The sequence below is a fragment of the Paenibacillus sp. FSL W7-1332 genome (assembly GCF_037969785.1).
In the GTDB taxonomy this organism is placed as follows: Bacteria; Bacillota; Bacilli; order Paenibacillales; family Paenibacillaceae; genus Paenibacillus_AQ.
In genome coordinates this window covers 5,285,806-5,298,389 of the sequence record NZ_CP150209.1, presented here as the reverse complement: position 1 = coordinate 5,298,389, position 12,584 = coordinate 5,285,806, and the positions used below count along the sequence as shown (strand labels likewise).

The 12,584-nt window shown below is 53.1% G+C and carries 12 protein-coding genes; 10 read left to right on the top strand and 2 right to left on the bottom strand.

From position 1 onward, the window contains the following. Window positions 1-40: 40 nt before the first annotated feature. Window positions 41-496: a PCYCGC motif-containing (lipo)protein gene (locus tag MKX98_RS23950; protein WP_071223092.1), complete on the bottom strand. Its 456-nt coding sequence runs from the start codon at window positions 494-496 to the stop codon at window positions 41-43. Continuing rightward, entirely contained in the window at window positions 493-1,020 is a 528-nt protein-coding gene (locus MKX98_RS23945) for a thioredoxin family protein (protein ID WP_194543875.1), read from the bottom strand. Before MKX98_RS23945 ends, MKX98_RS23950 begins: the two co-directional genes overlap by 4 nt. A 159-nt stretch (window positions 1,021-1,179) precedes the next feature. Between MKX98_RS23945 and MKX98_RS23940 the strand changes: the two genes are divergently transcribed. From MKX98_RS23940 to MKX98_RS23895, 10 genes are all read left to right on the top strand, one after another. Beyond that, a complete protein-coding gene (locus tag MKX98_RS23940) occupies window positions 1,180-2,784 on the top strand; it encodes an RsmB/NOP family class I SAM-dependent RNA methyltransferase (protein WP_339218812.1) in 1,605 nt (534 codons plus the stop codon). Next, the gene (locus tag MKX98_RS23935) at window positions 2,781-3,533 is read left to right on the top strand and encodes a pseudouridine synthase (RefSeq protein WP_339218810.1); all 753 of its coding nucleotides are present in this window, start codon (window positions 2,781-2,783) and stop codon (window positions 3,531-3,533) included. The genes MKX98_RS23940 and MKX98_RS23935 overlap by 4 nt, the downstream gene beginning before the upstream one ends. 38 nt (window positions 3,534-3,571) lie before the next feature. Beyond that, window positions 3,572-4,372 carry a Cof-type HAD-IIB family hydrolase gene (locus tag MKX98_RS23930; RefSeq protein ID WP_194543872.1) on the top strand — a complete coding sequence of 267 codons (801 nt, stop codon included), beginning with the start codon at window positions 3,572-3,574 and terminating at the stop codon, window positions 4,370-4,372. Between the two features lie 262 nt (window positions 4,373-4,634). Next, the gene (locus MKX98_RS23925; protein ID WP_220684344.1) at window positions 4,635-5,849 is read left to right on the top strand and encodes a helix-turn-helix domain-containing protein; all 1,215 of its coding nucleotides are present in this window, start codon (window positions 4,635-4,637) and stop codon (window positions 5,847-5,849) included. Window positions 5,850-5,897: 48 nt separating this feature from the next. Continuing rightward, a complete protein-coding gene (locus MKX98_RS23920; RefSeq protein WP_339218808.1) occupies window positions 5,898-6,953 on the top strand; it encodes an ABC transporter substrate-binding protein in 1,056 nt (351 codons plus the stop codon). Window positions 6,954-6,966: 13 nt separating this feature from the next. After that, on the top strand, window positions 6,967-7,842 hold the full coding sequence (locus MKX98_RS23915) for an alpha/beta hydrolase-fold protein (RefSeq protein WP_339218807.1): 876 nt from the start codon (window positions 6,967-6,969) through the stop codon (window positions 7,840-7,842). Then, window positions 7,823-8,608 carry a 2,3-dihydro-2,3-dihydroxybenzoate dehydrogenase gene (locus MKX98_RS23910; RefSeq protein ID WP_220684347.1) on the top strand — a complete coding sequence of 262 codons (786 nt, stop codon included), beginning with the start codon at window positions 7,823-7,825 and terminating at the stop codon, window positions 8,606-8,608. The genes MKX98_RS23915 and MKX98_RS23910 overlap by 20 nt, the downstream gene beginning before the upstream one ends. A gap of 69 nt (window positions 8,609-8,677) precedes the next feature. Continuing rightward, a complete protein-coding gene (gene dhbC, locus MKX98_RS23905; RefSeq protein ID WP_339218804.1) occupies window positions 8,678-9,922 on the top strand; it encodes an isochorismate synthase DhbC in 1,245 nt (414 codons plus the stop codon). A gap of 3 nt (window positions 9,923-9,925) precedes the next feature. Beyond that, complete coding sequence (locus MKX98_RS23900) at window positions 9,926-11,578, top strand: (2,3-dihydroxybenzoyl)adenylate synthase (RefSeq protein WP_339218803.1); 1,653 nt, start codon at window positions 9,926-9,928, stop codon at window positions 11,576-11,578. A 20-nt stretch (window positions 11,579-11,598) separates the two neighbouring features. Next, window positions 11,599-12,576: an isochorismatase family protein gene (locus MKX98_RS23895; RefSeq protein WP_339224567.1), complete on the top strand. Its 978-nt coding sequence runs from the start codon at window positions 11,599-11,601 to the stop codon at window positions 12,574-12,576. The last annotated feature ends 8 nt before the right edge of the window (window positions 12,577-12,584 follow it).

The window sequence follows — 12,584 nt, the reverse complement described above, 5'->3', positions numbered from 1 at the left end:
TCTACTTTTGGGCAGCTCTTTTTTTAGGATCATTATAGGATCAGGATTCGGTACCTTTATATTTGTTATCGATGAACTCCTTGATTTCCTCGACGGATTTTCCTTCGTCATGAAGCCGTTTGGCATCCTGCAGCTCGGTCAGGCAGATGCCGCACTGGGCGCCATGGTCCGTCCATTTGACTTCGCCGTCCTTATTCTCGGCGATGAAGCAGCGATGGAGGGAATCATGATAGCCGGTCTCCTCGTCCATGCAGCCGCAATAACATTTGATTTCCTTGATAATGTCCTCAAGTTCGCCGACCGTAGCATAGGTTGCTTGCGTATTGTCGGTATAATTGGACAGAAACTCCGGCATCACCGTCAGGCTGGCCGTTGTCTCGTATCGTTCGGAATCGGCGCCGTGCTGATGCCCGGCAGCGGATTCTTTACCGCCGCATGCAGTCAGCAGCATGCCCGAAATGACAAAGGTAAAGAGGATGGCGCGAGTGCGGTTCATTTCGTCACGCTCCCCTTGTATTTATCCAGGAATTGCTTGAAGTCATCGATGGAGTAGCCTTCACTGGAACCTTCCGGTTTCAATCCGCCGACCATGCGTTCTTTCTCTGCGCCGTTCTCGAAGTAGACCAGCGTCGGGGTGAACTCAATGTTGTATTCTCTCCAGCCTTCCTGATATTCGCGAAGGTTGTACTGGTGCATCGTAATGCCGGCATCATCCGCCAAAGGCATCAGTTCCGGGGTCGTCGCACGACAGTGCGGACAGTCGGATGCAAAGAAGTACACAAAGAAATTCTCTTTGTTGTCGACCTTGCTCTTCAGCTGATCCGGCAAAATGATTTGCTGGTAGTTCGGATCATTAAGGAGCTCCTGCGTAGCCGGGTTCAGGCTGGAGACCTTCTTACCGCCGTACAATTCGCTTGCTGCTCCTTGACCGTTCAAGAAAACGAGTGCAGCAATCAATAAGACGAAGACTCCGCCGAAGGCGTATAATGCGGTGTATTTATTCTTTTTTTTGCGGTTCATGGATCCACCCCCTAATGATTAATAATAAATAAGGACTTGTCCTTTTTAATGTAGTTTATTATACAATATTAAAAGTCGAAGCGGAACATGCGAATGTCTGCTTCAGCACAGTGAAAATATACTTCAAACGATACGATACAGAACAGGTAGGTACCTTGTATGGCATTACGACTGCCCTCGCCGTTTCTGGCGAAGATGAAATCGCTGCTTGGCGAAAACTATGACAATTTTATGAAGTCTTACGAACTAGCTCCGAATGCCGGCATTCGGGTGAATACGCTGAAGATCAGCAGAGAGGAATTCATGAAGTTGTCCCCCTTTGACCTTGCGCCCATCCCCTGGTGCTCAACCGGTTACTATACTCAGGCCGGGGAGCGTCCGGGACGGCATCCTTACTATCATGCGGGATTATATTACATCCAGGAGCCTAGCGCGATGGCTCCGGTCGAACTGCTTGGCGTAACGCCGGGGGATTTGGTGCTGGACCTGTGCGCGGCTCCAGGCGGCAAATCTACGCAGATTGCGGCGAAGTTGAATGGGCAGGGAGTGCTCGTCAGCAATGATCTGCATCCGGATCGCACCAAAGCACTGGCCAAGAATCTGGAGATGTACGGCGTTCGGAATGCGGTGGTGCTGAATGAGGACCCGGATCGGATTGCCGGGGCTTTTCCCGAATTTTTCACGAAAATATTGATTGATGCTCCCTGTTCCGGCGAAGGGATGTTTCGCAAAGACGAGTCCATGCTGAAGTACTGGGACGAATCCTCTCCACTCAAGTTTGCGGATATGCAGCGGGACATCCTGAAATCGGCGGCAGCCATGCTCCGCTCGGGAGGCCGGCTGGTGTATTCCACCTGTACCTTCTCGCCGGAGGAGAATGAAGGGATGATTGCCGAGTTTCTGAGCGAACATCCGGATTTTCGCGTGGTCCCGGTGGAGCATTCGGAAATCTTTTCCCCGGGAGAAACGGACTGGATGGCGGGTCAAGGGAATGTGAAGGACGATGTGCTTAAGCAGCTTGCCGGTACTGCTCGATTATGGCCGCATAAGGTTAGAGGCGAAGGGCATTTCATGGCCGTGCTTCAGCGGGACGGCGAGCTGGATAAACGTGAAGTTGAACAGGAACAAGCTCCAATATTCAATTCGGGCACCTTGGCCAATGAATCGCTTGCTATTTCCTCCCTAGCGGAGCATCCCCGTGAGCGTAAAGGAAAAGCGGCTTTCAAGGAGGAGCGCCCGGGTAAACCCGGGAAATACGGTAAAGATGCAGCGCGCCAACAGGCATCCCGCCGAAGCGTAATAGATTCTCAATCGGGTTTAATTTCGATTAATCGGTTCCAAGCGTTTATCCGCGAGCAGCTGGATTTGAAGCTGACCGGATATCCTGTAACCTACGGGAACCATGTGTATGTATCACCCCTGCCGGAAGAGCGTCTGAAGCAGCTCAAAGTGATTCGACCCGGGTGGTACATGGGACAGTTGAAGAATGAACGGTTTGTACCTGGACATCCCTTGGCTACAGCGCTGCAAGCGGATGAGGCTGTTCGATATGTCAGCCTGTCCTCCGAGGACGGAGAAGCGGTCCGGTATTTGAAAGGGGAAACCTTGTCGATTCCGGAAGAGCGCGTGATTCGTCGATCGGGTGCTGAAGCGAAGGGTTATGTGTTAGTGTGTATAGACGGATATTCAGCCGGTTGGGCCAAATGGCAGACAGGAATATTGAAGAATGAGTATCCGGCAGGGTGGAGGTGGACATCGATATGAGTGCTAAAAGCAGAACAACGCTAAGATTGGACAAGGTGCTATCCAATCTTGGATTCGGCTCACGGGCCGAATTGAAGAAAAAGGCCAAACAAGGGAGCATCGTGGTCAACGGAACGGTGATGAAGGACCCCGGTAAACATGTTGATCCTTATACGGATATCATCGAGTTTGAGGGGGAGACCGTGCAGTACCGGGAATTCATATATCTCATGCTGCACAAACCGCCTGGCGTCATTTCGGCGACAGAGGATCTTCGTGACCGAACGGTGCTGGATCTCCTGGATGAGGAATATCTGATCTTCGAGCCGTTTCCGGTGGGCCGATTGGATAAGGATACGGAGGGATTGCTGCTGCTTACGAATGACGGTAAATTGGCCCACGAGCTGCTGTCGCCGCGGAAGCATATCCCGAAAACCTATGAAGCGATGGTAGAGGGCAGGGCGGACGATGAGGACGTGCGAATGTTTGCTGCGGGAGTTACCTTAGATGACGGGTACGTGACCTTGCCCGGAGAGCTGGTGATCCATTCCCATGAGGAACGAGGCGATGGAGTCCAGCTGTCCCGCATCTCGCTGACGATCCATGAAGGGAAATTTCATCAGGTCAAGCGGATGTTTGAGGCAGTTGGCAAAAAAGTCGTGTATCTCAAAAGAGTCAGCATGGGCGAACTTCGTTTGGATGAAAATCTCGAGATCGGAGCGTACCGGGAGCTGACCGAGCATGAACTGTCTTTGATCGGAAGGGCATGATTACGATAGAGAAATAGAGACTAAAGGATGGATGGAGAATGGCATATAAATTGGTAGCACTTGATGTGGATGGAACGCTGCTGAATGATGATCATGAAATCACGGAGAAAACGAGGAACACCGTGATGGAAGCCGCAAAACAAGGCGTGGAAATTGTACTGTGCACAGGCAGAGGACCGCTGAATTCGATTCCTTTTATGAAAAGCATGGGTTTAGGCGGTTATGTCATCAGTCATAATGGTGCGGCAACGGTAGAAGTGGAGACCCATAACATCGTGCATCAGTTCGGCATGGACCCGATTCAGCTTGAGCCTTTCATGCAATACTGCCGTGAGCACGGGGTGCATTTTGATGTGAACACCGCCTTTGAGATGTATGTGGACCAGGTGGAGGAGCTTGCTGGTCCGGTTCGTTCGATGTACGAGAACTATTTGATGCTGCCAAGCAACCTGCCGTCATGGGAGGAGCTGTCAGACCCGGTCGTCAAATTTACGGTCTTTGGCGAATCCGCCGATATCGACCGTGTCTATGCGGATTGGAGTCAGTGGACTCTTCCCTTCAACATGCTGCGAAGCGGAGAATACTTCATCGATCTCATGCATAGCCAAGCATCCAAGGGGAGTGCGCTTCAGCAGCTGGCTGCAAGAAGAGGTTATGAGCCGGACGAGGTGCTTGCCATCGGCAATTATTTCAACGATATTACGATGCTGTCCTACGCCGGAATGGGGATTGCGATGGATAACTCTCCGGTCGAGGTCAAGGCTGCAGCCAATGCGGTGACAACCTCGAATAACGAGGACGGCGTACACGAGGCATTGGTGAAATACTGCTTGTCGTAAATCGATTTTTTTATACATGAGAACCCGCCACAGGACACTTGGCAAAAGTGCCTGATGACGGGTTTTTTGCGTGGATTGGAGCCTGTTAACAGGTATCGCGCGGGGCATGGGGTTAAGCATTTCCTTCCAAATTTGGATTGACACGATGGAAATGGCATGCTATTTTTATCAATGAAAATGATAATCATTATCAATTAATTAAGACTGGTCAACATGCCTGCATAGCCTGCAACTCGTTTTATCGTAAAAAAGGAGGCAATTCATGAGTGTGGAAGAAGAGCTGAAAATAGATAGCCTATCGGATTCGGATCGTAACGGGAGAACCAGCCTGGTTGAGATTAAGGAGTATATAGATTGCCATTATAAAGAGGCGATTACCATTGGCCAATTAGCCAGTATGGCTAATATTTGTCCTAAGTACTTTGTGGATTTATTTAAAAAGACATTCGGCCAAACCACAATCGATTACCTGACCCATGTTCGTATGAATCATGCCAAGCGTTATTTGGCCGAATCCGACGAACGGCTTCGTGACATCGCACAGCGAGTCGGTTACAAAGATGAGTTCTATTTCAGCCGTATTTTTAAAAAGAAGGTGGGCATGTCGCCGTCCGAATATGCCCGAAATTCGAGGCAGCTAATCGCGGCCTGTTCCTCCTCTATCATCGGGCAGTTGGTAGCACTGAATGTTATTCCTGCGGCTGCGCCTCTTGATGCGAAGTGGACCCCGTTTTATTACAATGCGTATCATTCGGAGATCAAGTCCCGCTTGAAGCTGACGTCTCCTTATCCGGACAGCCGCTTCGAGGAGAATATCGAGCAGCTGTTCCGTGCAAAGCCTGACGTTATTATTGGCATGGACCATCTCGGTCCGGAGGAAATCACCAAGCTGGGGCATATTGCCCCTACCTTGATTGTTCCGTCTCATGCAGGGTGGAGGAAGCAGCTGGAGCGTATCGCAACGTTTCTGAATAAAGAAGAACAGGCACAATCCTGGATAGAACAGTATGAACGAAGGGTGCAGTTCGCACGCTCCCGAATGCGGCAAGTCGTGGGGAGCGAGCGTGTTATAGCGCTGCGAATATATGGACAAAGCTTGTATGCATATGGTAACCGGGGACTCGAGGAGGTGCTGTATCAGGATCTGCAGCTCAAGGAAGCCTCCGGTCTGGATACCACGCGTAATCAACAGATCACGCTGGAAGATTTGCAACAGCTCAATCCGGACCGCATCCTGATCGCGGTATGCCCTGAAGCCACATCACGCCGTTATTGGCTTGCACTGCAGCATTCTGCGAAATGGCAGACACTCCGAGCTGTCACTCGAGGCAGCGTCTACATGATCTCGTCCGATCCGTGGTTCGAATATTCCGCGCTTGCCGTGACGAGAATGCTGGATGAGGCATTGCTGTTGTTTACAGGAGATAGTCCAAACGGAGTTCTGGATAAAAGCCATGGTGAATCGTTTGCCACGTAATATATACTCTACTTAATTGAGAATCATTATCACAGGAGGAGATACATTGTGGCAGAACGTTTTAATCGCCGAAAAAGAAGTTGGAGAATCAAAATATCAGCACTTGCGTGCTGTGTCATCGTCATAGGCTTGTTGTCAGGCTGTGGAGAGAAGGTGGATGGCGATCAGCCGGCAGCGAAGACCGCGGCGGTGGAAACGTCCGGCCAGGCAGGGAGCAGTCAAGCGTCGACGGAGGAACCAGGGACGAACCGGGAGGAGACGCCCGCGGAGAATGAGCGGACGGTAACGGATGAGCTTGGGCATGAAGTGAAGATTCCGGCAGACGTGAGAAACGTGTTCGCACCGAACATGGAGGACTCTTTGCTGAAACTCGGCGTGAAGCCTGTTGCACAATGGGCGAACGGCAAGATGGGACACACCTATTTGCAGCAGGAGCTGGACGGCGTTCCCCTGATTGATTTTTCAGGAGGCTTACCTTCACCGGAAGCTCTGATGTCCTACGAGCCGGACCTTATCGTGCTCCATACCGAAACTTATGCAGCGGACGGTACATATGAGAAGTACGCCAAAATCGCGCCAACGTACGTGTTCAAAAATGCATCCGGGAATGTCGAGAAATCGCTGACCACCTTGGGGGATCTGCTTGGGAAAGCGCCCGAGGCGGAGACCGCCCTAAAGGATTACCAGCAAAAAGCAAGTGAAGCGAAGGCTAAGCTGAGTTCCGTGGTGGGGGACAAGAACGTTGCCATCATTCGTTTTGCACCTAGAGGCGTCAGTTTGATGGGCGGAAATTATCTCTGCGGCTTTGTGATCCATCAGGACCTGGGACTGGGCAAATCCAAGCTGGTCGAGAACGAGAATGCAGCTAACATCTCGCTGGAGATACTACCGCAGCTGGATGCGGACTATATTTTTGTCATTAACGCCTATGATCAGGGAACGGAGCGTTTAAAGGAAATGACGGAAAGCCCGATTTGGAAGGGCATGCCGGCCGTCAAGAACGGGCAGGTCTATGAAGCGAATAACGAATACTGGCTGGGAAGCGGCCTGATCGCCTACGAGAAAATCGTGGATGATGTCGTTCGCTCCATTACGGGTCTATAGTGGGAGGCACGACATGAGCAATCATACGCCTTCCGTTGATATGCTGCGACGCAGCGTAGAGCTGCCCCATGCGGAGCATTGGGTGATGCGCTCGAGGGCAAGGAAGCGCCGCTATCGAATCATTGCCGCACAGCCGATGGGGCAGGCTCCGCCGTCAGGATATCCGGTCATCTATCTGTTAGACGGCAACAGCGTGTTTCACACGATGGTCGAAACGCTGCGCCTGCAGTGCCACAGACCGGACAAAACAGGGATACTGCCGGCGGTCGTAGTCGGCATCGGTTACGAGACGGAGGGGCAGTATGCTCCGGACCGGTTCTATGATTACACGCCCTACCCCAACACGAACTTTAAGCACAAGTGGGGCAGCGCCTCCGTCCCGGAACAGGGCGGAGCGGCTGAATTCCTGCAATTCATCGAGGAGGAACTGAAACCGCAGATCGAGAGCGAGTTTAACATCGATTGCCGTCGTCAGACGATATTCGGCCATTCCCTTGGCGGGCTGTTCACGCTCTATGCCATGTTCAGCAAACCGCAGGCATTCTCGTGTTATATCGCGGGCAGTCCTTCTATTCATTGGAATCAGGAATATTTACAAGAGCTGGAGCAGCGCTTTGTCGAACGCGTCAAGGAAGAGCCTTGCCATGTTCGACTGCTGCTTGGCGCAGGAGAGCACGAGAGGTCCCATGTCACCGGCAATTGCATCAGCGCATCCGAGCTCGCCGAGCGTCTGGCTGCTGTGTCTGCGTATGGCATCCAAGCCGAATTCAATCAGTTTGAGGATGAGGGACATCTTTCCGTGCTGCCTGTCCTCATTAGCCGAGGGTTACGATTTGCACTTTTTCCTCAAGATGAAGGAGGTGATCACCTTGAAGTTAACAGGTATTAGCGGGAAAGTAGCCCTCGTGACCGGTGCCGCCCAAGGGATTGGCGAAGCGGTGGCACGAGCCCTCGCCCGTCAAGGAGCTGTCGTTGCGGCATGCGATCAGAAGGAAGCCGAGTTGATCCGCCTTACGGCCGATCTATGCAGCTCAGGTGTACAGGCTGCGGCTTACAGGGCAAATGTCAGCTGCAGTGCCGAGGTTGAAGAGATGATCGAGCGGATTGAGGAGGAGCTCGGACCGATCGACATTCTCGTTAACGTTGCCGGAGTGCTGCGAATCGGTGGAGTTGAGTCGCTTCGTGACGAGGATTGGCAGGAGCATTTCAACGTCAACACCAACGGCGTATTCTATACGTCACGCTCCGTCGTAAGGCGGATGGCGAGCCGTAATTCCGGAGCTATCGTGACCGTGAGCTCGAATGCCTCCAAAGTTCCGCGGGCCCAGATGTCGGCTTATGCGGCATCCAAGGCAGCGTCTACGATGTTCACGAAGTGTTTGGGGCTGGAATATGCCCGTCATCACATCCGCTGCAATGTGGTTTCCCCGGGTTCTACGGACACCGGGATGCAGCGCTTGCTATGGAAGGATGATCAGGGCGCAGAGCCCATCATCGCAGGGTCGCTGGATGATTACCGTGTCGGCATACCGCTGGGTCGAATCGCGCTTCCTTCCGATATTGCGGATGCCGTCGTATTTCTCGTATCCGATCGTGCCCGGCACATGACCATGCAGGATGTATGCGTGGATGGCGGTGCGACGTTGGGCTGCTGAGGCTTCGCGCGTTTTATTTTTTTTACTAATTCGATAAATGGTAGGCTCATAAGCAGAGAGGAGACTGAAATGTTGCACTATGAAACTCCAACCGCAGCCGAGGCTGCGCAACTTATGGAACAATACCGGGTCGGTTCGTCCTTCTTCTTCTCATCCCCGCGCAAGACGTTGTTAACGCATGGAGAGTATTCGAGACTTTCGGTTCCTTCAGGGAACGACCATAGATCATTGTCGGAACGCGTTACGGAACTGCTGGATCGCGCCAAGCAATCGGGACGGCCGAACGCCGTTGTTGTAGGCGCCATCCCTTTTGACATATTGAAACCGGCGAGCCTGTTTATTCCGCTCTCGGTTCAGTGGCATGATTCCCTTCTATTCTCTACAGGACAAGCCCCGGAAAGGCCTCGAATTTCCAGCTATCACGTACTGTCCGTTCCCGAACCGGCGGCGTTCCAGGAAGGCGTGAACCGGCTGCTGGAGCTCATTTCTCAAAAGAAACTCCATAAAGCGGTGCTTTCCCGAACTCTGGATATCACGCTTCCTCATGCCTTGTCCATTCCTCATATATTGAATCACTTAGCTTACCATCACTCCCATGGATATACATTTGCCGTTCCATTGGCACCCGAATTGTCCCACACTTCAAGTCCGGACGCCGTTGCATCCACAAGGACGCTGTTTGGCGCTAGCCCCGAGCTGCTAATTACGAAGAAGGGGCAGCGAATCAAAGGAAATCCGTTGGCAGGCTCTGCGGCGCGAAGCGCCGATCCCGTTGAAGACCAGCGGCGGGCTGCAGCGCTGCTGTCATCCGCCAAAGACCGAAATGAGCATGCCATCGTGATTGATGCAGTGGCGTCGGCTTTGCAGCCATATTGCAGCAAGCTGGAGGTTCCTGCCGAACCTTCCCTCATTCACACGAATGCCATGTGGCATCTGTCTACCGAAATCAACGGCATTCTGAAGGATGATTCGGTAACGTCGTTGGATCTTGCCCTGGCGATGCATCCGACACCGGCGATCTGCGGCACACCGACCGATGCGGCCAGGGATGCCATACAAGCGATCGAGCCGTTTGATCGCGGCTTCTATTCGGGGGCCGTCGGTTGGTCGGATGCTAACGGAGACGGCGAGTGGGCCGTAACGATTCGCTGCGCGGAAACAGAAGGAACCTTATTGCGGGTGTTTGCGGGAGCCGGAATCGTGTCAGGCTCCAATGCGGAAGCCGAACTGGCCGAGACGTCGGCCAAATTCCGTACGATTCTGGCAGCCATGGGCTTGAACGAACAACAGACAACGATTTTAGGGGAGGAATAAGGAATGTTGGCAGGTTGTAAGGCTTGGCCGGAGGAGTTTGCAACCCGTTATCGGGAAGAAGGATGCTGGCAGGGCGAAACGTTTGGAGCGCTCCTGCGGAAGCGTGCGGCGGAACACGGGGATCGGATTGCGATCGTGAGCGGCGATCAGCATACAAGCTATGCCGAGCTGGACAACCGGGTGGACCGCTTGGCAGCGGGATTTCTTAAGCTCGGAATCAAGGCGCGGGAACGGGTTATCGTTCAGTTTCCGAATATCGCGCCATTTTTCGATACGATATTTGCGCTGTTCCGCATCGGGGCCATTCCCGTCTTCGCCCTGCCTGTTCACCGCCGGAGCGAAATCGTATATCTATGCGGCTTCAGCGAAGCGGCCGCTTATATTATTCCGGATCAGGATTCGGGATATGATTATCGCAACTTAGCAGCTCAAGTCCAGGCATCGGTTCCTTCGCTGCGCCATGTCATCGTTGCGGGCGGCCCGGCCTCGGGGGCATTTCTGTCCCTGGATGACCTGTATCTCGATGATGCGGGCAGTCCTTCTCGCCGTTTAGACGAGGATGGCCCCGATCCCGGAGAGGTCGCGTTCCTGCAGCTGTCCGGCGGGACGACCGGACTGCCGAAGCTCATTCCGCGCACGCATGACGACTATATTTACAGCTTGCGCATGAGCGCCGAAATCTGCTCGCTGGATAAGGATAGCGTTTATTTGGCGGTACTGCCCGCTGCCCATAACTTTCCGCTTAGCTCGCCGGGCGTGCTGGGGACGCTGTATGCGGGAGGGAAAGTCGTCCTTGCCCGGTCCGCGAGTCCGGAGGTGGCGTTCCCGCTGATCGCCTCCGAGGGCGTAACCATGACGGCGGTCGTTCCGCCCCTGGCCTTAATCTGGCTTGAGGCTGCACAGTCCCGTTCGGATGACCTGTCGAATCTGCAGGTGCTGCAGGTAGGCGGGGCCAAATTCAGCGCAGAGGCAGCCAAGCGGGTAAAAACGGTGCTGGGATGTACGTTGCAGCAAGTATACGGGATGGCGGAAGGCTTGGTGAATTATACCCGACTGGATGATCCGGAGGATATAACGGTGCATACGCAAGGGCGTCCGATGTCTCCGTATGACGAAGTGCGGCTGGTCGATGAGGATGACGTGGAGGTGGCTCCCGGTGAAGTCGGTGAATTGCTGACGCGGGGACCCTATACGTTTCGCGGCTACTATAAAGCAGACAAGTTTAACGAAAAAGCCTTTACCACAGACGGTTTCTATCGAACGGGGGATCTGGCGAGTTTGACGCCTTCAGGATATCTGGTGATCGAAGGCCGTTCCAAGGATCAGATAAACCGCGGGGGCGACAAGATTGCGGCCGAGGAGGTCGAGAATCACCTGCTTGCCCATCCGAGCGTTCACGACGCAGCTGTAGTCGCCATGCCGGACGAGTATCTGGGCGAGCGGACCTGTGCCTTCGTTATTGTCCATGATGCTGCGGTTAGCGGCAATGAGCTGAAGGCTTTTCTTAGAAATAGAGGGCTAGCTGCGTACAAAATCCCGGATCGGGTGGAGTTTATGGATTCCTTCCCGCACACGGGTGTCGGTAAGGTAAGCAAAAAGAGTCTGCGTGAACTAGCGTTACAGAATCATGACGTTCGGGTGAATATGTCCAATTAACCTAGAAATGAGGAGATATGATGGCACTTCCAAAAATTTTACCTTATCCCATGCCAGGGGAGGCGGATCTGCCCAAGAATAAGGTGGCATGGACGGCAGATCCGAACCGGGCCGTGCTGCTCATCCACGATATGCAGCAATATTTCATCGATGCGTTCACTCTAGATCAATCGCCTGTCGTGGAGCTGATCGCCCATATTCAGAAACTTCGGTCCTGTTGTGCCGAGCTTGGCATTCCCGTTATCTATTCGGCACAGCCTGGCGGACAAGCACCGGAGCAGCGCGGTCTGCTGCAGGATTTCTGGGGATCCGGCATCAATGACGGTCCTTATCAGAAAAAGTTCGTGGATGCGGTGGCGCCGGACGAACGGGATCTGCTGTTAACCAAATGGAGATACAGCGCCTTCCAGAAAACCAATTTGCATGAAATGATGCGCGAGTTAGGCCGCGACCAACTGATGATCTGCGGGATATACGCCCATATTGGCTGTTTGCTGACCGCAACCGAAGCTTTTATGAAAGACATTCAGCCATTCTTCATTGCAGATGCCCTTGCCGATTTCTCGGAAGAGAAGCATCGCCTGGCGCTGACTTATGCTGCCGAACGCTGCGCTGTTACGCTGACCACGGAACGTTTGGTTGCTTCGTTAACTCAAGAGCAGCGTTCTATCTCGGAGCATTCTAAAGCTCCGGGCGGAGAGGGGAATACGGGGAATTCTGCGAAGGTCCAACCGCTGCTGACGCTGCAAACGCTGCGAGAGAACGTAGCGGATTTGCTGCAGGAGCAGCCGTCAAATATTGGTGAAGACGACCATCTGATTGAGTACTGGGGGCTGGATTCCATTCGGATCATGAGTTTGGCCGAGCGGTTACGGCGCGAGGGCATCGACATCAGCTTTGTGGAAATGGCAGAGCTGCCTACATTGGCGGGCTGGTGGGGATTGCTGTCAAATAGGCTAAGCTTGTCGCGGCCTAATTATGATTATTATACGGTGTAAGGAGGGAT